This window comes from Bdellovibrio sp. (assembly GCF_047637665.1).
Taxonomy (GTDB): Bacteria; Bdellovibrionota; Bdellovibrionia; order Bdellovibrionales; family Bdellovibrionaceae; genus Bdellovibrio.
In genome coordinates this window covers 284390-307295 of sequence record NZ_JBLJBT010000044.1, presented here as the reverse complement: position 1 = coordinate 307295, position 22906 = coordinate 284390, and the positions used below count along the sequence as shown (strand labels likewise).

Sequence of the window (22906 nt, the reverse complement as noted above, 5' to 3'; positions counted from 1 at the left end):
TTCGCTACCATTAAATCGCGGTAATTTTTCTTCAAAGGATTGAAACATGAAAACTGCCATGATGGCGCTTTTACTCATCGCATCCACAGCAACGGCTCACGTTGCTCCTCTAGAAAATTTCGAAACAAAACCGATTCTGGCTGATCTCAAAGATCTGCGAGCATTGAATATTCCTGTCTTGGCAAAGGATGAGGATGTGGAGGTTGGTTACGCGATTGTAACTCCTCTGATGCAGCAAAGAATCCAAGAGCGAGCTCACTCCGTTGGGAAATGCGGAGGCTTTGAAGATCTGAGCCAAGATGTGATGCTTCAATCGCGCGGTTTTGATCACCTACTGACAGAGATGGCAAAAACCAAAGAAAAGAATGATCTTTACGAAAGAGCCCCCTTTAAGATTCTTTCTTTGGAAAAGAGCGCCCAGATCGAGGCGGCTCTGACCGAAGTGAGCGAATCCAATTTACGCAGCTACGTTCAGTGGCTTTCCGCTTTTCCGAATCGCAATAACCGCGATTCTCAACCGAACAAACACGTTGTCGAAATGAAACAACGTTTGGAAGCGATGTTGGGGAATGCACAAATTCCTTATGAGATTTCAGAGATCACACATTCATCGACAAAACAAAACTCTTTGCGTGTGCGTTTGATCGGAAGTCAGCGTCCCAATGAGATCGTTGTGTTGGGTGGACATTTAGATTCCATTAATCAATCATGGGGCGGTGGCAGTCAGGCTCCCGGCGCTGACGACAATGCTTCTGGCTCTGCGAACTTGATCGAAGCTTTGAGAATTTTGATGGATAAACCTCAACCTCAACGTACGGTCGAGTTCTTCTGGTACGCGGGCGAAGAGTCCGGTCTTTTGGGGTCCGCTGAAATTGCGAAACAATATAAGGCCGAGAAAAAAGATGTCGTCGCTGTATTGCAGTTGGATATGACCTTGTTCCCAGGCTCTGGTGAATTGGTGATTGGTAGCATGACGGATTTCACCAGCTCTTGGCTGCGCGATTATCTTAAAGCGATGAACGAGACCTATTTGCATGCACGCATTGTTGACGATAAGTGCGGTTATGGATGTAGCGACCACGCTTCGTGGAATCGTCAAGGATATGCGGCGTTGATGCCCTTTGAAGCGACTTTCAGCAAAAGCAATAAGAACATCCACACGTCTCGGGATGTGATTTCTCCAGAGTCAAACTTCAAGCACTCTGCAGTGTACACTAAGATTGCCTTGGTTCTTGCTTTGGACTTGGCAAACAGTCAGGCTCGTCAGCCATATTAATTCAGGAACATTAAATGCAAAAACGGATCTTGCTCTCGCCAGATCCGTTTTTTTGTGAACCTCCCTGTCCGATAGAGCAAGGAGGTCCGAAATGCGTAAACAACACTATTTACGTATTCGGCGCATTCTCAGAATTGCTAAAGAACTTCTGATAATATTCTTGTTGATCTTGATGATTATCGCGAAGTTTTAGTATTTAACGAGGTCCTTTGCCGTGACCTTTTCCCAATAAGTAACAGGACTAAGGTCAGGACTTTAAATCCAGGACAGGCGGTCATGGATGGGTTTGGCGGGAGCATCTCAGATCATTTTCTCGAGCCTTTTTACGCTGTTTTTTACCTCTTCAATGGTTTCATCATAATTTGAATCCTTTCGGCCCAGCAGATAAAGTGTGTGCTTCCAATAGCCCGCTTTGGGTCCGAGAGTTGTGACGGCGCCGCTTTTTACTTCGTCAAAAACATAGGGAACTGGCAAAAAGCCGAAACCTGCGCCATCCAGAATGGCTCTCCCCACCACGGACATGATGTCGCTTTCCAAGACGACTTTTTTTCGGGCTTTGATTTCTTGAAAAAACAAATCGGTTTCATGGCGCAGTTTCATTTTATAAGACGGAATGACCAGGCCCAGTGGAACCGCATTAATAAAATCAGCGGCAGCCGTGTTGCGAGAAATACGGATCTTAAGTTTTTTGAGATTTTCAGAGGAAACAATCAGATTCACAGGCATGCTGGCCGAGGCCAGCTCCTTCACATCTTCAACGTAAATAGGCTTATTGGTAAGAAGTAAGTCAATCTCCTCACTGCGCAGTTGCTGCAAGAGAACCTCAGAGGGAGCCGAACTGACGAAGAAGGTTTTTTGAACATCCTTCTTTCTTTCGTGAATCAAAGGGCTCAAGAGATCCGCGATGAAAGGGCGCTCCACTTGATCAGTAACACCAATGCGAATTCTCTGACTGTGTTGTTCGGTTGGAGAACGCAAAGATTCTGCAAACTCCGCGGCAACATCGAAGATTTTTTTTGTATACGCAAAAGCTCGTTCCCCCTCGGGAGTGAGTTGCAGATTACGCCCTTTTTTTTCAAAAAGTTTCTGATCAATCGAATTTTCAAAGACTTTAAGTTGGGAGCTGAGCGAAGGTTGGCTGATGTGCAGGTATTTGGCCGCGTTGCTGACACCCCCGAGTTTTGCGGTGACGTAAAAATAATACAGGTGGTTGTAGTTAAACATACGGCTGGACCTCCTATTAACAGGGCATTTTTGGCGCCTTTTTGGAACTGGTCTTTTGCTGCGCCTCCGTAAGTGTTGAAACAATCTCGAATTTTCTTAAGAGGGCCAGCTCAACATATAGATTTAACCTAAGTATGTCATCCAAATTATATATTTAACGAAATTGTTAATATGAACGATAATGAGATCAGAAAAAGGAGGTAGATATGCAAACAGACATCTTCTACAGAGACATCACTAAGACTGAAAATCTTGAGGCCTACTTACTTGAAAAAGTTGAGGGGGCAATCTCAGAGTTCTTCAAATACGATAGTGATGCTCATCTCACCGTGCGTGTCGAAACTGATCGACACAGATCACAAACTCGGAAACCGAGTTATGTGTGTGAGGTCATCTTAAAGCCATCTCATATGCGCACAGTAATTAAGGTGCATAAGAGCGATGAAAACTTTAAGAAATGTGTAGCTAAGACAGTGTCTGCATTGAAGATCATTCTTAGCAAGCGATCCTCTAAAAAATCAAAACACCGCAGAAATGATCCGGTGTTGAATAGACCGGCGCCCACTGAAGAGTGGGCTGCCTAGGACAGGATAAGTTATTTGTTAATTGAGGCAGAAGGAGCAGCTTATGACTACTCTTCTAAAAAAGAACCAGGTTGATAATGAGTTAGCGCGAAAAATTCGCGACCGAATCAAGTGGGACAAAAGAGTGAGTGAAGCTGATCTGGAGGTTGTCGTTCGTGGAGGTGTAGTCATCGTCAGTGGTTTTGTAGACACCTCCTACAAAAAGAATGCTGCCCTGAATGTGATCTCCGATACAGAGGGAGTATGGGCCATAGAAGATCGCATTGTGGTACCGGCGGACTACTTTAGAACGGACGAAGAGATTACCGAGATCCTTAAGTCGCAACTGGAGGAGATGATCAAAATCGGCGACGAACATATCGAAGTCGACGTGGTTGACGGTGTCGTCAAACTCGAAGGTGAAGTCTATCGACCAAGACTTAAGGCAATGGCGGTTGCCTCAGCGTGGGAACTCTCCGGGGTTCGAGACGTCTTAAATTTCATCGAAATTAAAGACCCGCCTCGAAGAGTTCCGCTTTCTATGAAATCAAAGTTCCCAAAGATCTTTCCCAGAAATGGGGAGGATGTGATCCTGGAGGAAAACTCAAAGGAGGTATCTTGATGGAAGTACACAAATCATAAAGTGCGGTCCTTTTCCCATCCCTCCATGTAACGGGGCGCCTGCAAGAGGCGCCCATTCTTTTTTCGAGGTCGACGATATTCGCCGACAACGTCCAAGTCTAAGGAACTATTTCAAAAGGCATTCGACGATATGACGATAATGGTTGCGTTTGTTGATATAGATTTGTTCTATAACCACGAAAGCGCCTGTTTGGTTATGAACAAAGCGGAATTCATCTGTTGAATACTTTTCGGGGTCCTCGGTGCGAGTCACCTGAAAGGACCTAAATTCGCCTTTCTGTGCGTTGAATCTGATCACATCATCTTTCGTGAAAGTGTGAGTGACGGACTTATGTTGTTTTGCAAGAGTCCCTGTCGCCGTTTCCCCGTCGACATCTAATGTAAAGGTGCATTTCTTTTCGTTATAGACCCCTTGATATGTCCCGGGCTGAATCAGACTCAAAAGACTCTCAACGGCATTCAATTCAGAGGCAAAGGCAGATGATGAAAGTGAAATTAAAGTTGCGAGGAATAGAATTCTCATAAATAGTCCTGGTTAGAGTTGGCTGTGACGAAATTTTGAGAAAACCCTAGTCCACCGGACCCAGGGATGTCAAAGCCAAGCAGGTCAAAAGGGAGTTTAAAAAGCCTATGAAGAAAATTCTGATTCTTAACGGAAGTCCCACGGGGGTCCAAGGGAACTGTGCTCAGTGGATTAAGATTCTGACCACTCTTTTAAAGAAAAAGGCCGACGTGGAAGTCATTCACTTGGCGAAGACCTCATTTAGCACAAGTCTGGAAAAAAAGATTGAGGGGGCTGCTGGGATTATCTTTACGACGGGGACTTATTGGGATTCCTGGGGAAGTCCGTTGCAGAAATTTCTTGAAGATATGACAGACCTCGAGGCGACACCGGCTGTGATGGGGAAACCCTGTGCCGTCTTTGTGCTGATGCATTCTGTGGGCGGGAAGTCCGTGCTTTCACGTCTTCAGGGAGTTTTGTCGACAATGGGGTTCTTAATCCCCCCTATGAGCGGCATGGTCTATTCCTTGGTGTCAGATATTGCACTCAAGGGCAAAAGTTCTCACGCCAAGGATCTTTGGCAAAAAGAAGATGCCGAACTGATTTTAGAGAATTTTCTCAAGGCTTGTGACTTGAAATTGACCTGGACCACATGGCCTGTCGATAAGAAGGATCCTAAAAGAAAATGGCTTCGCACCTAGAGACATTCTGACACCAATTCGGTTGGTACTGTTTTTGAAATAAGCCCTTGTGAGAAACGGGGGATTCTAATGAAACAAATCACAATCTTTTTGGTTTTTGTCTGTTCGGTTCTTTCCACAAAGGCGTTAGCTCAAGATATAGGTCAGTGTAACGGTGAAGAAATTCGTCGTGTGGCTGCAGAGACTGAGCGCGCAGTTTTAGACCGAGTTCGAGCTGACATGAGAGCCGAAGGACGCGTGATGGCTTCGGCATTAGGAGTGAATGATCAGGACTGTCTTAGTCAAGCCTCACAAAAAGCACAGTGGATTCGGCATCAGGCGATCGATCAATGCGTAAGTCAAACAACCTACTTCCGCACTTGTGCCATCCAAGACCAGCGAGTGGTGGGAGTTCCGCAACGAATTCAGCCGCTTGGTGGAAATGGTCACTTTGACGAAAGAAAGACCGATGAGAATACTTGTCGTACAGAAGCTCAAAACCGCGCCATTCAAGATGCGTTAAATCGCTGTCAGGGCGCGTTTGGCATCGGCTGCCGTATTGTTGCGGGTCCGTCTCCGGCAACTCATCAAACCGAACATCGTCGTCGCTATGGAATTGCGGGTCCTAAAGACGAGTACCATATCTGTACATCAACAGCTCACGCTCTTCCCAATACGTCGGCGCAAATTCAATGTTCTGTAGAGTTGATCGCAAGAGCACAATTCTAATATTTGATAGCTTAAAAAGAAAAAGGGACTGGCTTCAGGCGCAGTCCCTTTTTTTTCATTTAAGACGATGACTACGTCATCACTTTAGTAAGATCGCGAACTTTTTTAGAAGCATAGTTTTCTGAAACGAAGTTCCAGTTTACTTGGCTCCAGAAAGTTTCAAGGAACTTTTGGCGAAGGTTGCGATAGTCGATGTAGTAAGCGTGTTCCCAAACGTCAGCTACCAAAATTGGGGTCGGACCGTTGTTAGTAAAAGGAACTGCGGCATTCGAAGTGGAAACCAAGCTCAACTTCCCTGCGGCATCCGTACAAAGCCAGATCCAGCCAGAGCCGAAAGTTTTAACTCCGCCATCAACGAATTTTGCTTTGAGTTCATCCATTGAGCCGAAATCACGAGTGATTGCTGCGGCAAGATCTGTCGAAGGAGCGCCACCTTGTCCGACAGGAGACATTCCAAACCAGAAGAAAGTGTGATTCCAAGCTTGAGCTGCGTTGTTGAAAACGCCGCCGGAAGAGCTCAAAGTGATTTCTTCCAAGGACTTGCCTTTTAAAGAAGCATCGGTTTCAGCGAACTTATTTAAGTTATCGATATACGCTTTGTGGTGTTTGTCGTAGTGGTAAGTCATTTGTTCTTCATTGAACAAAGGAGCAAGACCGGTTTTTGCGTAGGGCAGAGTGGGAAGTTTGAACATTTACGCCTCCTATTTATTGGCAGCCCACCGAGGGGCTGTATTTTTAAGTCCCAATTGAAGCTATAATGAAAATAGGAGGCGGTCTATTAATTAAGCATTATCGCCAAGCATCGTTCTCACGAAGGTAGGTAATGCAAACGCGGAAGAGTGAACGTCTTCGTTGTAGTACTTAAGACCTTTGTCCATAGAGAATTGGCGCGCTTTGTCTTTATTGAAGTCTTTTGCGGGATGGAAAGAGCCCTTCACGCCGACTTGCAAACTCCACATTCCTGAAGGATAGGTCGTCGCGTGGAATAGCATGGTGTGGACATTCCCTTTGCCAAAAATACCTTTAAGGCAATGGTTCAACTCAACAAAAGTGCCTTCATGGAACATGGGGGACTCACCTTGAGTTACAATGATGCCACCGTCCTTCAGTGCATTCTTACAGTTGGTGTAGAACTCTGCAGTGAAAAGGCCTTGCGCAGGACCCACGGGATCAGATCCATCTACGATGATCACGTCATAAGTATTCGGAGCCGCCTCTTTCACAAATTGGATGCCGTCACCGATGATCAGGTTCAATTTTGGATTGTTAAATTCACACGCGATGGTGGGAAGATGCTCTTTCGAGGCGCGAATCACGGCTTCGTCGATTTCTACCATCGTGACGTTTTGAATTTGATCATATTTGAATATTTCTCGGATCGTTCCGCCGTCGCCGCCGCCGATAACCAAAACATTTTTAGCATTTCCATGGGCCTGCAAAACGGGATGCGCAATCATTTCGTGATAATGGAACTCATCACGCTCGGTGCACATCACCATGTTGTTAATGGCGAGGAACTTTCCGTGAGAATAAGAATCCAAGACGCGTACGCGTTGGAACGGATTTGTTTCGTCAAAAAGCACATCGCCGGTATAGCGCAAAGACAAAGCTTGGTTTTCGTCTTTGTCAGTGAACCAAACATTGCGCTCCATTTGAAAACCCTTCTTAAGGTCAAATGACGGTTCAGTGCGAAGTTGTTTGGGTTGGAAGTCTGTTTTTTTGATGACGTGCAAAGAACCACGGTTCATCTCAATCGCAGAGTAATTGGCTTGGAAAGCTTTTTTCAGGTGTTCAAAAGACACCCAAGGGTCCACAGAATCGCCGCAAGTGAAAAGATCCACCGCCGCGTAACGATACTCGGGCCAGGTGTGAATCGCCAAGTGACTTTCTTGGATCACCACGACACCACTTACACCCCAAGGTGAAAAGTGATGGAAAGTCGAATTAATAACAGTGGCACCCGCGATCTGTGCGGCTTCAATCATACTTCTTTCAATAACGGAAACATCGTTTAACACTTCCGCATTGCAACCACTGAACTCAACCAAAATATGGCGACCTAAAGCTTTCAATTCCTTGTCCTCCCAGAGAAACAGTTTCTATTTTCAAAAGGGGGGTTCTAGGACCTTTTGCCCCTCAAGACAAGGTCTTTTTGGTCGCTCTATTAACTCTTTGAAAAAAATGGAGTTTCTATAAACTCTGTGGGCTCGAATATAGACTCTATTTCTCTCGAATTTCAAAGCAGTTGTGGATCTTTTTGTCGTGAAAATCCTGTGGGATGCTTTCTTCGGAGATGTCTTTGACGGCAAATTTCGCAAGGATCTTGTCAGAGAGCTTAAATTTTCTCTTATTGTTCGAGAAATAGAGAACCCCTTGGGGTTGGAGCATGTCCATGCAGGATTCTACGAGGAAATCCTGATCTCGTTCGACCTCAAAACTGTCTTCCATTTTTTTGGAGTTAGAAAACGTCGGAGGATCTAAAAAAATCAAATCGTAGGACCTTTGAGTTCTTTGAGTTTTCAGCCAATCCAGAACATTGGCATTAATGAAACTGTGGCCTCCCAGATCCAGGTTGTTGAGCTGAAAGTTGTCCTGGGCCCAGCGTAAGTAGGTTTGTGACATATCTACGCTGGTGGTGCGAGCTCCGCCTAGAGCCGCAAACACACTGACAGACCCGGTGTAGCAAAAAAGATTGAGGAATTTTTTGTCTTTGGCGGCTTTAAAGATCTTCTGGCGCATGGGTCGATGATCCAAGAAAAGTCCGGTATCGAGGTAATCATACAGGTTCACCTTGAGGAGCGCCTGGGATTCGCGAACCACGAAGGTCTCATTTTTTTCGTCAAGCTTTTCGTATTGTTTGAGGCCTTCTTGGCGCTCCCGTTTTTTAATTACGACCTGTTGCTCAGAGCACTTGAACAGCTCCTGCAGGGCCGCAATGACATGCGGAAGATGGTTTTTATCTTTGTCTTTGAGGGGATCGCTTTTGTCGTGAACCAGATAATGATCTTTGTAGGCATCGACAATGAAGGGATATTCGGGAATGTCGCGGTCATACAGACGAAAAGCTTCGATTTGATGCCGTTCGGACCAGCTTTTAAGCTTTTTATAGTTCTTTTCCAGGCGATTTTTGATCATATTCATAGTTCTAATTCACTTCCGTCGGTCCTCGGGTTTTAGACAAAAATCTTTCAATATGGTATCAATTCCTCATGTTGGCAGAAAAAAGGGCAGAGCATATAGCATTTTTACTCAATCGGTCGGGCCACGAACTGGCTTTTGTCGAACATGAGGGAGTGATCTATTTTGCCTATTATCCAGAAGGGGCGCTGGCGCCGTCGTCCGCAGTGGTGAAGCTGCTTCAGGGGTTGTTTGATCGCCATGTTGACCATAGCTTCTTTATCTTAAGACAGCGTATCTACACGACGGCAGCTCTGACCGAAATGTGTCGAGGCATGGTGAAAGTAGTCGCCAAGCGAATCACCGAAAAAATCAATCCTCAAGATCATGGAATGACGTTGTCACTTCGCCATCAAGAAGTGGCAAACGCTGATTCGCTCGTGGCCTCGGTCCAGCATCTTAATACTGAGAACCAGAGTTCTTTGGCAGAGATTCAAAACTGGCTACTGCAGAGTTCTCCCAAAACGCCGTGGGACTTTCTTGATCTCGCTGTCGGCTTGGCGCAGAGAGTGCCCCGGGGAGATGTCTTGCATGATTATGATCGCGATATTGCCGCCTTGTTGGTGGACGCCCAGGGCGAGGTGCTGAGTTTCGGTCTTAATTCCAATTCGAAAAATAAAACTCTACACGCAGAGGTCAATCTCTTGCAGAGACTCTTTCGAGAGCGTCATCAGAAAATTCCCGAGGGGGCGACTCTGTATTCCACGCATAAACCCTGTAAGATGTGTGCCGGTATGATTTATCATTGGAGTCAGAACCCAGCATCTTTACAGGTTTTCTATGGAGTCGAAGAAAAGGGCGCCTTATCCCGCCAGACGGTTTTAGATCGTCTTGGTCTTAATAAATGGCTTCCGCCGGAGCAAAAAGAGAGTTGATGGCCTTGATCAAAGTGTCTTTGCGGATCGGTTTTGAGAGGTGCATATCGCAGCCGGCCTGGAGACTTTTTTCCACGTCTTCAGGGAAGGCATTGGCGGTGCAGGCAAAGATGCGGGAGGGTTGTCGTCCCTGCTCTTGTTCGAAGGCGCGAATGCAACGTGTGGCTTCATAACCATCCATCGAAGGCATTTGAACATCCATAAAGATAATATCAAAGTGCTCTTGGCGAACCAGGCGGAGCGCTTCAACGCCGCTTTCTGCATAACAGATATGGTGGATGGTATTCTGCAGATAAATTCCAAATAGGTTGCGATTGTCATCCACATCATCCACGACCAGGATACGTAAGCGACTGTGCGCAATATTGTGTTTGATGTCGCTTAACTGGTACTGACCTTGAAGTGGATTGTGCGCGGCAGTTTTGCGTTCAGTGGTTGTCGGCATGGAGGCGGTAAAGTAGAAGACGCTCCCGATATCGGGTTCGCTTTCAAGCCAGATCTGACCGTTCATCAGTTGAACGATATTTTTGGTAATGGAAAGTCCGAGGCCTGTTCCGCCATAACGTCGAGTGGTTGTTGAATCGGCTTGAGTGAAAGGTTGAAAGATCTGTTTAAACTGGGCCCGATGAATTCCGATCCCTGTGTCGGCGACACAAAAAAGCATATTGCCGGGACGAGAAGTGCGGTTCTTTGCAACACGTAAAGAGATTTCCCCCTTGTGTGTAAACTTAATGGCGTTGTTTAACAAGTTCATCAAGACTTGGCGAAGGCGATCGGCGTCTCCGATAAAAAAGGCGTCGACATCGGGATCGACTTGAATTTTTAGCGTGAGACCTTTTTCTTTGGCGCGAAAACCTAAGACGGCCACCAACTCATCCAAGAGCTTTTGCAATTCAAAGGGTAAGAGCTTCAGGTCAATTTCTCCTGCCTCGACGCGGGAAAGATCCAGGATATCGTTGATAATGGTCATGAGTTGGTTGTTGGCGCGCTGAAGGATTTCAACGAAGGAGGCCTGTTGATCATCCAAGGGGGTTTCTGCCAAGGTGTCCGTGATGCCGATAATAGAATTGAGAGGAGTGCGGATTTCGTGACTCATGTTTGCAAGGAACACGGATTTTGCATAGGTCGCGGCTTTGGCTTTGGCGGCGGTAGAAACGAGCTCTTTGTTTTTCTTTTCAAGATTTTCGGCCAGTCGCTTTTTTTCGGTGATATCCAGGGCCATTTTTACGATCTTTACGATGTCTCCATGGGCAGAGCGCACGGGAGTGTAAGACCCTTGAATCCAGACAATCTCTTTGTTTTTTGTCAGTCGCTTGTATTCGCCGACTTGCGTATGGCCCGAGGCCAGTTGACTCCACATTTCTTGATATTCAAATTCGTGTTGATGAAATTCTGGCAAGAAGATGGAGTGATGTTGCCCGACAATTTCTGAGAGCTCATAACCCATGATATTGAGAAAGTTTTGATTCGCCCAAAGAATTTGTCCTTGGACATCAAACTCAACAACGGCATTTGAATTTAAGAGAGCGTCATATACGGACTCGTTCATGAAGTCAGTGTAGCTGGATTGCGGGCTCTTAATAAAATTACAAAAGCCATTCAGAATTAAAGTTTTGTAATTGTGGATTTGTGGCGATCTTTTTGTCTGCAACAAGTGGTGAATCTCTTTGTGTGTAGAGTAAATTCTTCTTATAGTCATTAGGACACCTCACTTTTAAGGAGTTCCACCATGCTGACGTATCCGATGAAGTTTCGGGTTAAATGTGCCGCACAATCTGGTATCAATGTTAATTGGCAATCAGCAACCAACTCGATGGAGCAGGCGTTGCCAAGCGCGATTCCTCCTGAGTTTGGAGGACCGGGGAAGGGATTTTCTCCCGAAGATTTTTACGCATTGGCCATGGTGAATTGTTATATTGCCACCTTCAAGATTTACGCCGAAAAATCCAATCTTCAGTATCAGGAAATCACCGCCGAGTTGGTTCTTGATGTGGATCGCGATGAAAAAGGATTCCCGTGGATGGCTCGGGCAGAGATGAACGTGAAGCTCTATCAGGCAAGTCCCAAAGAAAAGGCCGAGGCCTTATTGAATAAGGCCGTGAAGGGCTGTTTGGTCATGAACTCCATCAAAACTGAAAAGACGGTGAACTTCGAGCTAATTGATTGATTGTTTTTTGTCATGCGTGCCTGTGCACTCTGGCAGCTTTCTGCATAAAAGATTTTTTCTTTTCAAAATAGAGAGAAAATATTTTTAAGGGGGAGGTTATTATGCCTATCAATCAAATCCAAGACAGCGATATCACGAAAGCTATCAACAACTGTCTGAATTGTGCCCGAAGCTGCACAGAGACCTTTCATTATTGTTTAGAGCAAAAGGGAACAGCATTTTCGGGGAAACATCTTTCCCTGCTGCAGATTTGTGTGGAATCTTGCCAGCTTTCGGCGCGACTTTTAATAGCCGGATCTGAATTCCATCATCAGGCCTGTGAACTCTCGTTTGAAATCTGTGAAGCTTGCGCCACCGAGTGCGAAAGATATGAGGAGGATGAGGTCTTTAAGCGTTGTGCGGCGACTTGCCGACGTTGTGCGGAGTATTGTCGAGCTATGTCGGGAATGACCGTAAAGTTGCCTTTAACTGAAAAAGGTCAGTCGATCCGAATGTAAAAGGCATAAAAAAACCCTCGTGAGATTCAACTCAAGAGGGTTTTTGAAAATTCATTTCTATAAGAAATTACTTCGCGGCAGGAGTGGCGAACATAGACATCGCAAAGAAGCTCTTGCGGAAAGTATCCCAGTTAGCAGTTTTAACTGCAGCAACTCTCCAGAAGTAATGTTTACCAGCTTCCAAGCCTGTTGCTTCAAAAGAAGTCGCTGTTACATGGTAGTCATTGGCAACAAGCCATTTGAAGTTTGGATCTGTGGCGACTTGAACATGGTACTCATCAGCGCCGGCAACAGCCTTCCACTGCAAAGACGCCTTATCGCCCTTGATCTCTGTGAAATAAGCAGGACTTGCAAGCTCGGGTTTTGCGGGAACATCGTGTCTAGCAGGCTGTTCTTGAGGTTGAGGGAAAAGCGAATTCATTTTTTCTGCCAAATTACCGTGGCCGCCCCCGTGAGCTGCTTCTTCAGCGACAGAAGGAGACGTCAAAGCCAATGTAAATGCGAAAGCGAGTAGAGATACCAAGATCTTCATGATTTAATCCTTTTGTAAACGATACGTAGAAAGTAAAATAAAAAGGCATTTAAGAAAACCCTCTTGCGCTATTTGCTGGGGGGTGTTAGAGATTCGTTTCGGTTTTGCGGATGATCGCTCTAATAAATCTCTAAATTGTTGAAATTAGAGAGGAAAGTCCGGACTCCATATGGCAGCGCAAGGGGTAACGCCCCTCGACAGTAATGTTAGGAACAGTGGAACAGAGAGAATGTCCAGGACAATGAGCCGGGGGGTGGGAACGGGAACCCCTTGGGGAGTCGCTGGAGTGAAAACAGCCAAACTCTGCGCGGAGCAAGATCAAATAGGAAGACACTAGTAGGGCGGCCAGCCCGTAGTCTTCGGGTAAGATCGCTTGAGGGTGACAGTAATGTCACTCCCAGAGGAATGATCATCTACGATTATCGGGACAAATTATGGGACCTGGTGATTGGGACAGAATCCGGCTTACAGCAAAACCGTGATCCCGCCTTCCTTCGTGCTAACTGGACCTTTCTTCGAAGTGGTATCCTTTCGCACTGAGACGCTTGTCTAGAACATTGTTCGTTGTCAGGTTTCCTTCCTGAAAAATATAAGAGCTCGTTTACATTGGATGTATGGAGGCCCCATGCGTCTGTTAACTCTTGTATTAAGCATACTTGCCGCCACCTTTTTGGGTGCGTGCTCGTCCTTCCACTCTGCTGAGAGATCCCCTTCTTCAACTTATTATATAGATCCTCAGTATTATGATTTCCAAATTTTGGTTTCCGAAGCCTTGAATTTTCGGGCTCAGGCCTTAAAGTTTGCCCAGCAAAAAAAGCTGGGTGAAAAATCCGATATTTCTTTGACTCGTTCGGAAGGGGAGTTTGTTCGAGCTACCGGAGCTCGCTATCTGGAGATTCGCAAAAAGCTGTTGGATTTGGCGATCAAAGAGGGAGAACTCTTTGCTTCGCCGAATGAAGTGAAGCTCAATCCTTATAAAGGAACCCGCTCTGAAGGTCGTATTGGAGATCCCAATGAGATCTACCAGTTTAACAACCCGACCACCTACTATGTTGACCCCATGGATGCCAAAGGGGAGCAACAGTTTTTCCGCATGCATATGGCCCTCACGGCGGCCTTACTTTTGATGGACAACTATCTGGTTGCAATTCAGCCGTATAATGAAAATGCGTCTTTGCGCTATGTCTTAAATTATGACAGTGAACAAAAACGCGCTTTACAGGCGATTGCCGATTCATACTCATCCACGTCTCGTCGCCAGCAGATAACGAAGGCTATTGAATTTGTTGATACGGTCATGGCTTGGCGTCGTTCTCAAGGAATCTCAACGAGCCCCGAAGAGAGTAGCCTGTACGCTATGACCCAATCAAGTATTTGGTATCTGACCGTAAAAAACGGCGACGCTGGAACGGGGTTTATGGACGCTATTGCCAATCTTTGGAATCGTCTGACCTTGCGAGGAAAGCGAGGAGCTCGAGCTGTTTCTTATGGCGTGAGTATGGGATTTGGAAACATGGTGGGGTTGGTAGAGACACGCAAAGGACGCCTCTACAATATGTCCCAGGATGAAAAAAGTGCGTTGATCTCGGAGATGAAGCCTTTGGATGTTTTGATGGAGAAAACGCCGTTTCGTCTTACTGATAAAATGATCCCTGGCCATTACGGTCATGTGGCGATTTGGCTTGGAACCGAAGAGCAGCTTAAAGATCTTCGCGTATGGGATCAGATTCCGGCAAAAATTCAGACGAAGATTCGCTCTGGACATCGAATTGTCGAAGCTCTTCGTCCCGGAGTTGAGCTGAACACTCTGGAGCACTTCCTTAATATCGATGACTTCCTGGTGATTCGAGATACCCGAACAAATATCACCGACGAGTACCGCCGTAAGGCGATTTTGCAGGCCATCGCACAAATCGGAAAAGAGTACGATTTCAATTTTGATGTGCACACCCATGAACGTATTGTGTGTTCGGAAATCGCCTATGTTGTTTTTACCGACGTAAAGTGGCCCTTAGAAGAAACCCTACGTCGTTACACAATCAGCCCTGACAATGTGGCGCAGTTGGCGGTGGGACAAAAGCGAATCTTTGAACCGGTGATCATGTATTACGATGGGAAACGGTATTCCAAGGATCTGCCGTACTCCCTTTCTTTGCTTTTGAAGGCTGATGATAAATCGTACGCTGACTTTGTGAAATTTCAGAATCTTTAGGATGGTTATTATGAATATAAAAATGCGCGGGGCCCTTGTGCTGGGGGCTTGCTTTTTAAGTCTGTATTGCTCGCATAAAGAATCTCGACTTCCAGCAAGTGGCGGAAAACCTTTGATTACAGACGGAGAAACACAAGCCCTGTCGGATTTGTTTGGCAGCGATTCTCCGTCGAATGGGTATCGCCATCCTATGACGGTGAGTTTTCATACTAATAGCGATAAAGAATATCTTTCAAACACTGCGAAAAAAGCTTTGCAAGAGGCTTTGATCGAAAGTTTGGGCGGTGATGTTCCCGAGCAGGCCTTGGGTAAAGTGGTGGCCGGCAATTTAAAAGAGGCCATGATTGAGAATTTTGTGAAGACCATGCGGGTTTACAAAATTATCAACACCGGATTGCAGGTTGATCTGGCGTTTGTGCCCAAAGCCAATAACAGAAATGATTTTTCCGCAGAGCTTTCTAGCAACCAATTGGTCCGTTTAAGTGAGACCGGAAAACTTAGTGGCAAGTGGGAGTCCCTGGAAAGATCCACAATTACAGGTTCGCTTTATCATAATTCTGTCTATGTGCCGGCTCGTCAAGATGAGGCTGATTATATTGGCGGAATGATGAGTATCTATGTGGAAATCTTGGACACCTCTCCGAAGATTAAAATTCCGTCGATCACCAAAAATGGTGTGAAAGGATTTATCCGTTATCGTCGTTATTATCGTTTGAACAAAAATTTGGCAAAATCCTTAAGCTGCGACAATTTTGCGGTGAATGTAACGCGGCCTGAAGGGGTGCCCTTGTTCTATACCGTGGATCTTTACAAGAATTTCAATTTAAAAAATCTTATTCCAACAGAAGAGACCTTGGAAGTGTTTCCGGGCCTTCTGGCCACCTCGAGTGAGGGGCGCAACGAATTGATGCCGCGTTCTTTGGAAAAGGCCGGCAAATCCATTTCAACGGCGACCTTTGCGGTAGAGCAAAAGCGGAACATCTCGGGTGAAGTCAGCTTTTCTCTTAAAAAGCTGGTTTATAGTCTCAAAGAAAAATCCTTGGATCGCGAAAAATCTCAGGTTGATTTGATCCGCTATTACTCTTCGGGTGAGGGCGGAGGCGTAGGTATGGAGGACTCGGCGCTGGCAAATGCGCGCCGGACGTTCTTAAAAAGGTGTGAGTCGTCTGTGGAAAAACTTCTGGGCCTTGAGGCCGTCGTGCAGGGAGGTCTCCTGTGAAAAAGCTGATGGGTTTATTGGTTGTTTTTACTTTGGGGTTGCCGACAGCTTTTGCGCAGCAAGTGTCTGTCAAAGAGCGCCTTGCTGCGATGGATTTCTACGTAAAAAATCATGAAGTTCTTTTTGGCGACGAAGGGTGCCGTCGTGCGGAAAGTCTGCTGACGTTGGTACAAAAGTTGTCGAAAGCTGAGCAAGAAAAAGCCCGTCGTTTTGTGAAAGACAATGAGGCGAGTGTTCCAGAAAAGATTCTTTTACCTCTGGTTTATTGGAAGTTTATTAAAAAGAATCCGACAAATGAGGCCACGGTTTTAAAGTTTTGGTTGCAAACTCGTATGCAGGCCCTGCGTGATTATTCGGAACACCCCCTTAAAAAAGACAAATCCGCGCAAGCCGCGGCACGAGCTTTGTTAGAGTCCTGGGCTGTGAAGACCGATCTGAATTTGCACAGCCCCGAGCTGACGGAGAATCTGCAAAAACGTTTTCCGGACTTTGAAGACTACTCACTAACTGCGGGTGGATTTATTCCTGGGAATGTTGTCGAGCTGGTCAGTCATAATGAGATTTCTCCAGAGCGAATCCAGTGGTTTAACGACCGGGTGATTTTTGCGGGAGGAGTTTTAGATTTTTCTCGGCCCTATATGAAAATGCCTCTATCTAAAGACGATGAAGGACATCCCTCCTTTAAAGATCCCATGTTTGCGAAAATCCGTGACATGATTCTTTCTTCGCAGCAGTCGATTTTTATCGATATCTTTCTTTTTGGTGGCACCATGGGGGGCACGCTGAGTAAGTTCTTGCTGGATCAGACAGTTGAAAAACGAAAAGCCAATCCGGATTTCAAGGTTCTTCTTCTTCATGACTTTGCGACCAACTACAATATGAAAGACGAAATGATGCCGATCTTTAGATACATTAAAGAACGCATCGAGAAAGAGTCGGAACTCAAAGGAGCGGTATATCTACTGCAAGCCAATATCCAAAGACATCCTCCAGGGATTCCGTTTGGGATTACAAACCTTGTTCCTAAGACGGAAGAGACGTTTAAATCCTTAGAAAAACGCAGCACTTATTACGAATCCAAGATTGATCATAGTAAGGTGATTGTCGTCGACGCGGAGTCGGATTCTCCTCAAGCGTATTTTGGATCCAAAAACTGGTCGGATCACAGTGGGGGCTATTATTATGACAATGCCCTTTATGTGAAAGGGCCAGCCGCCGCCGTCGTCCAGGCGGCCTACTACGAGGACGTTGCGGCAGCACTGACTTTGGATGCCAATGAAAGAAAATGGTTCTACTTCAAAGAAGAAGGTTTCGCGAATGAGGGCTATTTAAAACAACGCGATCAAATTCTATCTTGGTTTAAAGTCAAACGAGCCTCTTATCCGGCCCTGGGAAATCAGGTGGTGCGATTGGCAGAGGCCAATGTGGATGGCAAGGTTAAAGACACCCGCAATATGTTAGTGGATATGATTTCTAAAGCACAAAGTCATATCTACATGGAACATCTGTTCATCTATGATAGATATATTAATGACGCTTTGATGAAGCGCAAAGCGCAGGTCCCTTCTTTGAAAATCCGTATTTTGGCGGATCACAATGGAAACTTCAAATTGGGTGGACTTCCCAACACCTTGTTCTTAGATCAGTTGCTCGAGCACGGCGTGGAGGTGCGAGCTCGTCGAACTTTAGGGATCGAAGCTCACTTTCCAAATGGCAAAGTGCAGGGGTATCATCAAGAAAATCATCGTAAGATCACTTCAGTGGATGGTCAGGTGCTGTTGGTGGGATCTTCAAACTTGAATCCCGACACTTTGCAGGGAAGTTTCAGGGAATTTGGGGCTCAGATTTTTGATACTGCCGAAATCCAAAAGTTCGAGAAGTCCTTCGTTGAAGACTGGAATGACGATTCAAAAGTCGGTCCGTTCTTTGAGGGTGAAAAGTTAAGGCTTTCAGTAGGAGGAAAAACTCTTTCCCCTGAGATGAGTCGTATCCTGAACGATATCGGTGCGACGGTCATTCGTGCGAAAGACGACATCGAAAAACGATAGGTGATTTTTGAAAAAAAAGAAAACGCCGAGACGGATCGTCTTCGGCGTTTTTTTATTTAAGCCTCGCGAAGTTTTTGGAGTCTTTGCATCGCCGGGCGCTCCGAACACAGGCCCATCCAGCGTTTTACGTTGGGAAAGCTGGAGAGGTCATACTTTAAAGCGGTCAAAATATTGATGACAGAGGCGACGTTAAGATCTGCAACGGTGAATCTATCCGAAACCAGATAACTTTTGTTCTGTAAGGATTTTTCAAGAACTCCAAGAAAGCCGGGAATCTTCTTTTGAGCCTCTTCGATGACATGAGGATTCTTTTTTTCAGGCGGCATGAAGATTTCTTGGATCAACCAGTCTACGGTCGGAGTTTGAAGATCCACTAAAGACCATAAGCTCCACTGCATAATAAGGCCGTCTTCTTCAGGAGTCTGGGCCGCCAGCGGGCTTTGGTATTTTTTTGCGAGATAATGGGTGATGGCCATTGATTCCCAAATCACAAAGTCACCATCAATCAACGCGGGGACTTTGCCGTTGGGATTGATTTGCAGATAGCTTTCGGACTTGTGCTCCTTATTGCGCATATCCAGGGGCATCACCTCATAGGGGAGGCTCAGCTCTTCAAGCATCCAATAGCAGCGGCCGGCGCTGGATCTGGGCGATCCGTAGATTTTAATCATAAAAAATTCTCCTTAAGAACTGGCGCTGGAGTAGAACTTGAGTGCAAACTTCCAGAACTTGTTTGATAGATAAATTAAAATAAATGAAAGAACTACGACCCACAGGAAAAGAGGCAAGTTCGGTGGCTCTAACAAAGCCCGCGCCGGAACACTGGCGATGACTCCAACGGGAAGGGCCGTCAACAGCATCCACTTCATCCACGGGACGTAAATGGAATCCGGTCTCATGCCTAAACGATAGATTTGGTACCAGATAAACTGCAAGTTTTCAGAGCGAGCAAAGATCACCGCCATGGCCGCCATAAAGAATCTCATGGTGTAAAGGGCAGTCAAACCACAAGGAATAAGCAGAATCAGCCAGAACAGGCGTAACCATTCAAAGTTCGGCAACTGAATGATACTGTACGTGAACCAGGCCATCGCCAAACCCAAATTGCCGATCATCGCCGTAGAAGCTTTTTGCAAACTGATCATGAATTGAGAATTTACTGGTTTTGCTAAAAGCAAATCCAGGTCTCCTTTACGAACTTTTTCAGAAAATTGATCGAGATTCTCTGAAAGAATGATCATATAAAGACCATCGACGACAAAGACGACCCCCAAAAACACCCGCATTTGTTCCAAATTCCAATCACCGATTTTAGGTGTGTGGCGAAATAAAACCTCAAAGGTCATAATCTGGGCAAAATACCAAAAGATGTCCGTGGCGATGCGAGTAAGAAAGTTGACTCGGTACTCTAGGTCCGCGATGAAACTTGTTCGAAACAGAGCCAGGTACAAAGAGAAATACTTTTTTAAAGTTTTCATCTTAGGCTCCGGTTCCTGAATAGACATTCACGCCCTTTTTCCACATCCAAATCCCCAGGGCATTGACGAGCACGATGCTGATGGTGATAGAGCCAAAGGCTTGCCATACGGATGAGATTTCAAGGCGCCCAGTGAGATATCCCACCGGAACATAAACTCCCGCGCTGAAGGGCAGGGCGATGACAGCGGACTTAAAGGGCTCAGGCATAAGATCTAATGGAAAAAGTTCTCCGGTGAAAAGCCAAAGCGCAAGATTTTTAGCCCCGGTCAAAGCATAGACTTTATTTAAGTAAAAGGCCGAGGAGGCAATCACAAAGCTGATCGAATGAACCAGGATCAGATAGTAAAACTCTAAGGCAAACGCCAAAGGCAGGCGTTCGAACTTGGTGGGAAGATCGAAAAAGTTTATGGCGATCAGGGGGACCATCATAGAAACAATCGTGGTGACAAACTTATAGCCCATGAGTTGGGAAAAATAATATTCATAAAAACTCATGGGACGAACCAAAAGGCTATTGATGCTGCCAGAATCAATTTCTTGAATCATGCGGGTTTCATACATCCAACTGGTGCAAATACGCGCAAAAAAAGCCGCCCACATCGCATAGGCTAGATAGTACTCACGGCCGAACCCGGCGATTTCGGAGGTGCCCGCGCCCGCAAAGACGGCAAACCACAACAGCATTTCAATGCCGGTGGTCAGTGTGGGTTGCAAAAGAGCATCCACAAAGTAGTTCAGTCGATATTCTAAATTGGAGACGATCGCCAGTTTAGCGAACGCGAGATTCCGTCTCCAAAAAACGACGAATGACTTCTTCAAAATCTACCTCTTCATCTTCAGCCATCTCAGTGTTAGATTTCGTAACAAATTCGGGAACGGTTCCTTGATAGACGATATGGCCTTTGCTGATTAAAAGAAGTTTGTCTGCCAGCTTAGCAATATCATCCATGTAGTGACTGGTTAAAATCACCGTGGGACCTTTTTCTTTTACGTATTGATCTAGGAACTCACGAATGGTTTCTTGGGCGACAATGTCCAGGCCGATGGTAGGCTCATCCAAAAACAAAACTTTAGGTTCGTGTAACAGGGCCCCGATGATCTCCATCTTCATGCGCTCTCCCAAGCTGAGGCGACGCAGTTGAGTGTGTAGAACGTGGGAACACTGAAGCATCTCAGACAGGTATTCGACTCTTTTGCGCGCTTGTGCGGGATCTAAATCGTAAATGCGCGCCAGCAAAGCATAGGAATCCGCAGGAGAAATGTCCCACCAAAGTTGGTTCTTCTGCCCTAAGAGGATGCTGATCTGGCGAAGGAAATCATTCTTTCGTTCCCAAGGAGTAAAACCGAGAACCCGGGCTTCGCCACTGGTGGGAGTGACAAGGCCAGAAAGAATTTTTAAAAGAGTGGTCTTTCCGGCTCCGTTGGCGCCGACCAGTCCGACAATCTGGCCGGACTCAATTTGCAGAGTGGTTTTTTCAAGGGCTACCTTTGAGACGTATTTACGATTAACAAAGCCACGCAAAGAATTGATAAATCCTTCGGGCTTTTGGTAGGTCTTGTAGACGCGGGTGAGATCTTTGGTTTCTATTACTATCGCCATGCTGGCGATGACTATAGACTACTTCTCGGCAAAAGAAAACTCAGCGTAACGTTCTTCGTCGCTAAAATAAGTTTGAGTATCGGGGGAAACATAGCTGCCCTCAACAATACGACCTTCTTGGCAGTTTTTAAGAGACTCTCTTTTTCCGTTGAAGTCGCAGTTGCCGGTATACCAAGCTTTTTCGGAGTACTGAATTTTGTAGCCGACAAGCTGATTATCTTTATAAAAACCGATAACTTGATCTAAACGAGTGCGACCCGAAGAGTAGTAGTCCCCCTCAAGAATGGTGTCGCCCCATATTTGGGCTTGGTCCACCGCAACTTTTTTAAGGGCGTCTCGGGTTTGGGCTGAAATTTTTGTGAATTTGCTGCTTTGATCGTAAACGAGTTGCTTGGCGTAGGGAGCTTTGCAGGGTTCTTGTTGGCAAGCATTCTCAAAATGGGCAGCCTCTTCATAGAATTTATCTCCGTTAGGGCCCATCTGATCTGCAAAAGTGATGGAGGAAACGAGAAGACTCAAAAGTGCGAATGCAGCAGTTTTAAATGACATAACAACCTCCAACGAGGATGACTATGCGCTCAAAATGAGAGAAATTTTAATACATAGAAGGGAAGTTATTATGCGAAAAATGAATTACTTCCCGGATATGGTTTCTAAGCCAACTCCTAGCGAATACGGAAGTCGGCAGAGATTGGTTTGTGATCGGAACTTTCGATATCATTATAGAGGTCGGTCTGAGTGGCCTCTAGGCCCCGAACATAGATGTGATCCAACTTAAAACGGCGGTTGTCGCCTTCAAAGGGGAGCTTTTTTAAGCCAATAGCCCCTAAAATCTCATCCAAGTACTTGAGGCGGTTGCCATTCCAGGTGTTGAAGTCTCCCGCAAAGATGATGGGTCCACGGTGGTCTTTCAGGAAGGACGCTACTTGTTCGATCTGTTCCCGGTTTTGCTGATCTTTGACGAAATTGAGGCCGTGGATATTGGCGACCAGAAGGGTGTCTTTCATGTTGGCCAGGGCGTATTCGCCGACAATCACCATCTTGGGTGTCTTAATGACAGGTTCGCGGCCGGGACTGCGAAGAAAGTGCAGGGATAAAGGAACTGTGGGGGAGCCATTCATAACGCCTGTGGGGTTGCGGTCGTTGTCAATGAAGCTGGCGGCAAAATCCCAACAGAACTCTTTGTGACGAAGGGCGACCGACGGCATGTAGCCATCCATCATGGCTTCTTGGATCAGGACGATGTCCGCATTAGAAACAAAATGTTGAAAGTCCCGAGCCCAATTATCCTTGGCTTCGGCCTTTTTAATATTCCAGACAAAAAGATGAAACTGAGGCGGTAGAAACTCGGCCCGACATTCGCCAAAGTGGTGCATGACATTTTTATCGTCAGGGATTTCGTATTTGGCCTGGGCCGTGAGGGCAGTGAGGAACGACAAAAATAAGATCAATCCTTTGATCATAAGAACCTCCGTGATGCGATT

General features: G+C 45.9%; 24 protein-coding genes and 1 other RNA gene. 12 read left to right on the top strand and 13 right to left on the bottom strand.

Features of this window, described 5'->3' with window-relative positions:
• Window positions 1-46: 46 nt before the first annotated feature.
• Complete coding sequence (locus tag ACM64D_RS16450) at window positions 47-1276, top strand: M20/M25/M40 family metallo-hydrolase (RefSeq protein WP_415064330.1); 1230 nt, start codon at window positions 47-49, stop codon at window positions 1274-1276.
• A 300-nt stretch (window positions 1277-1576) separates the two neighbouring features.
• On the opposite strand, the gene ACM64D_RS16445 is transcribed toward ACM64D_RS16450, so the two are convergent.
• Window positions 1577-2500, bottom strand: coding sequence for a LysR family transcriptional regulator (locus ACM64D_RS16445; protein WP_415064329.1), 924 nt, complete (start codon window positions 2498-2500; stop codon window positions 1577-1579).
• A 206-nt stretch (window positions 2501-2706) separates the two neighbouring features.
• Here ACM64D_RS16445 and ACM64D_RS16440 point away from each other — a divergent pair, with 206 nt between their 5' ends.
• Window positions 2707-3084 (top strand): HPF/RaiA family ribosome-associated protein, encoded by a 378-nt coding sequence (locus ACM64D_RS16440; RefSeq protein WP_415064328.1) that lies wholly within the window; start codon window positions 2707-2709, stop codon window positions 3082-3084.
• Between the two features lie 43 nt (window positions 3085-3127).
• Entirely contained in the window at window positions 3128-3685 is a 558-nt protein-coding gene (locus ACM64D_RS16435; RefSeq protein WP_415064327.1) for a BON domain-containing protein, read from the top strand.
• A 126-nt stretch (window positions 3686-3811) separates the two neighbouring features.
• On the opposite strand, the gene ACM64D_RS16430 is transcribed toward ACM64D_RS16435, so the two are convergent.
• Window positions 3812-4228: a hypothetical protein gene (locus ACM64D_RS16430; protein WP_415064326.1), complete on the bottom strand. Its 417-nt coding sequence runs from the start codon at window positions 4226-4228 to the stop codon at window positions 3812-3814.
• A 107-nt stretch (window positions 4229-4335) separates the two neighbouring features.
• On the opposite strand from ACM64D_RS16430, the gene ACM64D_RS16425 reads away from it, so the two are divergent.
• Window positions 4336-4908: a flavodoxin family protein gene (locus tag ACM64D_RS16425; protein WP_415064325.1), complete on the top strand. Its 573-nt coding sequence runs from the start codon at window positions 4336-4338 to the stop codon at window positions 4906-4908.
• Between the two features lie 69 nt (window positions 4909-4977).
• On the top strand, window positions 4978-5616 hold the full coding sequence (locus ACM64D_RS16420) for a hypothetical protein (RefSeq protein WP_415064324.1): 639 nt from the start codon (window positions 4978-4980) through the stop codon (window positions 5614-5616).
• 71 nt (window positions 5617-5687) lie between these two features.
• Here the strand turns inward: ACM64D_RS16420 and ACM64D_RS16415 are convergent, their stop codons facing one another.
• The 3 genes from ACM64D_RS16415 to ACM64D_RS16405 all read right to left on the bottom strand — a co-directional run bounded on the left by ACM64D_RS16415 (window position 5688) and on the right by ACM64D_RS16405 (window position 8757).
• Window positions 5688-6308: a superoxide dismutase gene (locus tag ACM64D_RS16415; protein ID WP_415064323.1), complete on the bottom strand. Its 621-nt coding sequence runs from the start codon at window positions 6306-6308 to the stop codon at window positions 5688-5690.
• 90 nt (window positions 6309-6398) lie between these two features.
• The gene (speE, locus tag ACM64D_RS16410) at window positions 6399-7688 is read right to left on the bottom strand and encodes a polyamine aminopropyltransferase (protein ID WP_415064322.1); all 1290 of its coding nucleotides are present in this window, start codon (window positions 7686-7688) and stop codon (window positions 6399-6401) included.
• Window positions 7689-7836: 148 nt separating this feature from the next.
• A complete protein-coding gene (locus tag ACM64D_RS16405) occupies window positions 7837-8757 on the bottom strand; it encodes a class I SAM-dependent methyltransferase (RefSeq protein ID WP_415064321.1) in 921 nt (306 codons plus the stop codon).
• Between the two features lie 68 nt (window positions 8758-8825).
• Between ACM64D_RS16405 and ACM64D_RS16400 the strand changes: the two genes are divergently transcribed.
• Window positions 8826-9668, top strand: coding sequence for a Bd3614 family nucleic acid deaminase (locus ACM64D_RS16400; RefSeq protein WP_415064320.1), 843 nt, complete (start codon window positions 8826-8828; stop codon window positions 9666-9668).
• Here the strand turns inward: ACM64D_RS16400 and ACM64D_RS16395 are convergent.
• Window positions 9631-11217, bottom strand: a complete 1587-nt coding sequence (locus ACM64D_RS16395; protein WP_415064319.1) for an ATP-binding protein — start codon at window positions 11215-11217, stop codon at window positions 9631-9633. The two genes, ACM64D_RS16400 and ACM64D_RS16395, sit on opposite strands and share 38 nt — an antisense overlap.
• Before the next feature lie 180 nt (window positions 11218-11397).
• Here ACM64D_RS16395 and ACM64D_RS16390 point away from each other — a divergent pair, with 180 nt between their 5' ends.
• Together ACM64D_RS16390 and ACM64D_RS16385 are read left to right on the top strand one after the other, a co-directional pair.
• Window positions 11398-11835 carry an OsmC family protein gene (locus tag ACM64D_RS16390; RefSeq protein WP_415064318.1) on the top strand — a complete coding sequence of 146 codons (438 nt, stop codon included), beginning with the start codon at window positions 11398-11400 and terminating at the stop codon, window positions 11833-11835.
• Between the two features lie 101 nt (window positions 11836-11936).
• On the top strand, window positions 11937-12332 hold the full coding sequence (locus ACM64D_RS16385) for a four-helix bundle copper-binding protein (protein ID WP_415064317.1): 396 nt from the start codon (window positions 11937-11939) through the stop codon (window positions 12330-12332).
• A gap of 67 nt (window positions 12333-12399) precedes the next feature.
• Here the strand turns inward: ACM64D_RS16385 and ACM64D_RS16380 are convergent, their stop codons facing one another.
• Window positions 12400-12864, bottom strand: a complete 465-nt coding sequence (locus tag ACM64D_RS16380) for a fibronectin type III domain-containing protein (protein ID WP_415064316.1) — start codon at window positions 12862-12864, stop codon at window positions 12400-12402.
• A 98-nt stretch (window positions 12865-12962) separates the two neighbouring features.
• On the opposite strand from ACM64D_RS16380, the gene rnpB reads away from it, so the two are divergent.
• The 4 genes from rnpB (at window position 12963) to ACM64D_RS16360 (ending at window position 18343) form a co-directional block, all read left to right on the top strand.
• An RNA gene (gene rnpB, locus ACM64D_RS16375) (RNase P RNA component class A) lies at window positions 12963-13348 on the top strand.
• A 141-nt stretch (window positions 13349-13489) separates the two neighbouring features.
• Window positions 13490-15076: a YiiX/YebB-like N1pC/P60 family cysteine hydrolase gene (locus ACM64D_RS16370; protein ID WP_415064315.1), complete on the top strand. Its 1587-nt coding sequence runs from the start codon at window positions 13490-13492 to the stop codon at window positions 15074-15076.
• A 10-nt stretch (window positions 15077-15086) separates the two neighbouring features.
• On the top strand, window positions 15087-16295 hold the full coding sequence (locus ACM64D_RS16365; RefSeq protein ID WP_415064314.1) for a hypothetical protein: 1209 nt from the start codon (window positions 15087-15089) through the stop codon (window positions 16293-16295).
• Entirely contained in the window at window positions 16292-18343 is a 2052-nt protein-coding gene (locus ACM64D_RS16360; RefSeq protein ID WP_415064313.1) for a phospholipase D-like domain-containing protein, read from the top strand. The genes ACM64D_RS16365 and ACM64D_RS16360 overlap by 4 nt, the downstream gene beginning before the upstream one ends.
• Window positions 18344-18399: 56 nt before the next feature.
• Here the strand turns inward: ACM64D_RS16360 and ACM64D_RS16355 are convergent, their stop codons facing one another.
• The 6 genes from ACM64D_RS16355 to ACM64D_RS16330 form a co-directional block, all read right to left on the bottom strand.
• Window positions 18400-19014 carry a glutathione S-transferase family protein gene (locus ACM64D_RS16355; RefSeq protein WP_415064312.1) on the bottom strand — a complete coding sequence of 205 codons (615 nt, stop codon included), beginning with the start codon at window positions 19012-19014 and terminating at the stop codon, window positions 18400-18402.
• Window positions 19015-19026: 12 nt separating this feature from the next.
• Complete coding sequence (locus tag ACM64D_RS16350) at window positions 19027-19821, bottom strand: ABC transporter permease (protein WP_415064311.1); 795 nt, start codon at window positions 19819-19821, stop codon at window positions 19027-19029.
• A 1-nt stretch (window position 19822) separates the two neighbouring features.
• On the bottom strand, window positions 19823-20641 hold the full coding sequence (locus ACM64D_RS16345; RefSeq protein WP_415064310.1) for an ABC transporter permease: 819 nt from the start codon (window positions 20639-20641) through the stop codon (window positions 19823-19825).
• Window positions 20592-21422 carry an ABC transporter ATP-binding protein gene (locus ACM64D_RS16340; RefSeq protein WP_415064309.1) on the bottom strand — a complete coding sequence of 277 codons (831 nt, stop codon included), beginning with the start codon at window positions 21420-21422 and terminating at the stop codon, window positions 20592-20594. The genes ACM64D_RS16345 and ACM64D_RS16340 overlap by 50 nt, the downstream gene beginning before the upstream one ends.
• Before the next feature lie 18 nt (window positions 21423-21440).
• On the bottom strand, window positions 21441-21971 hold the full coding sequence (locus tag ACM64D_RS16335) for a hypothetical protein (protein ID WP_415064308.1): 531 nt from the start codon (window positions 21969-21971) through the stop codon (window positions 21441-21443).
• A 116-nt stretch (window positions 21972-22087) separates the two neighbouring features.
• Window positions 22088-22885, bottom strand: a complete 798-nt coding sequence (locus ACM64D_RS16330) for an endonuclease/exonuclease/phosphatase family protein (RefSeq protein WP_415064307.1) — start codon at window positions 22883-22885, stop codon at window positions 22088-22090.
• Window positions 22886-22906 lie beyond the last annotated feature (21 nt).

Coding starts and splice junctions, on each gene's coding strand:
- ACM64D_RS16425 (WP_415064325.1), top strand. CDS start 4,336: ATGAAGAAAATTCTGATTCTTAACGGAAGTCCCACGGGGGTCCAAGGG.
- ACM64D_RS16350 (WP_415064311.1), bottom strand. CDS start 19,821: ATGAAAACTTTAAAAAAGTATTTCTCTTTGTACCTGGCTCTGTTTCGA.
- ACM64D_RS16330 (WP_415064307.1), bottom strand. CDS start 22,885: ATGATCAAAGGATTGATCTTATTTTTGTCGTTCCTCACTGCCCTCACG.
- ACM64D_RS16340 (WP_415064309.1), bottom strand. CDS start 21,422: ATGGCGATAGTAATAGAAACCAAAGATCTCACCCGCGTCTACAAGACC.
- ACM64D_RS16370 (WP_415064315.1), top strand. CDS start 13,490: ATGCGTCTGTTAACTCTTGTATTAAGCATACTTGCCGCCACCTTTTTG.
- ACM64D_RS16390 (WP_415064318.1), top strand. CDS start 11,398: ATGCTGACGTATCCGATGAAGTTTCGGGTTAAATGTGCCGCACAATCT.
- ACM64D_RS16355 (WP_415064312.1), bottom strand. CDS start 19,014: ATGATTAAAATCTACGGATCGCCCAGATCCAGCGCCGGCCGCTGCTAT.
- ACM64D_RS16415 (WP_415064323.1), bottom strand. CDS start 6,308: ATGTTCAAACTTCCCACTCTGCCCTACGCAAAAACCGGTCTTGCTCCT.
- ACM64D_RS16405 (WP_415064321.1), bottom strand. CDS start 8,757: ATGAATATGATCAAAAATCGCCTGGAAAAGAACTATAAAAAGCTTAAA.
- ACM64D_RS16450 (WP_415064330.1), top strand. CDS start 47: ATGAAAACTGCCATGATGGCGCTTTTACTCATCGCATCCACAGCAACG.
- ACM64D_RS16400 (WP_415064320.1), top strand. CDS start 8,826: ATGTTGGCAGAAAAAAGGGCAGAGCATATAGCATTTTTACTCAATCGG.
- ACM64D_RS16430 (WP_415064326.1), bottom strand. CDS start 4,228: ATGAGAATTCTATTCCTCGCAACTTTAATTTCACTTTCATCATCTGCC.
- ACM64D_RS16420 (WP_415064324.1), top strand. CDS start 4,978: ATGAAACAAATCACAATCTTTTTGGTTTTTGTCTGTTCGGTTCTTTCC.
- ACM64D_RS16385 (WP_415064317.1), top strand. CDS start 11,937: ATGCCTATCAATCAAATCCAAGACAGCGATATCACGAAAGCTATCAAC.
- ACM64D_RS16365 (WP_415064314.1), top strand. CDS start 15,087: ATGAATATAAAAATGCGCGGGGCCCTTGTGCTGGGGGCTTGCTTTTTA.
- ACM64D_RS16335 (WP_415064308.1), bottom strand. CDS start 21,971: ATGTCATTTAAAACTGCTGCATTCGCACTTTTGAGTCTTCTCGTTTCC.
- ACM64D_RS16440 (WP_415064328.1), top strand. CDS start 2,707: ATGCAAACAGACATCTTCTACAGAGACATCACTAAGACTGAAAATCTT.
- ACM64D_RS16445 (WP_415064329.1), bottom strand. CDS start 2,500: ATGTTTAACTACAACCACCTGTATTATTTTTACGTCACCGCAAAACTC.
- ACM64D_RS16395 (WP_415064319.1), bottom strand. CDS start 11,217: ATGAACGAGTCCGTATATGACGCTCTCTTAAATTCAAATGCCGTTGTT.
- ACM64D_RS16435 (WP_415064327.1), top strand. CDS start 3,128: ATGACTACTCTTCTAAAAAAGAACCAGGTTGATAATGAGTTAGCGCGA.
- ACM64D_RS16380 (WP_415064316.1), bottom strand. CDS start 12,864: ATGAAGATCTTGGTATCTCTACTCGCTTTCGCATTTACATTGGCTTTG.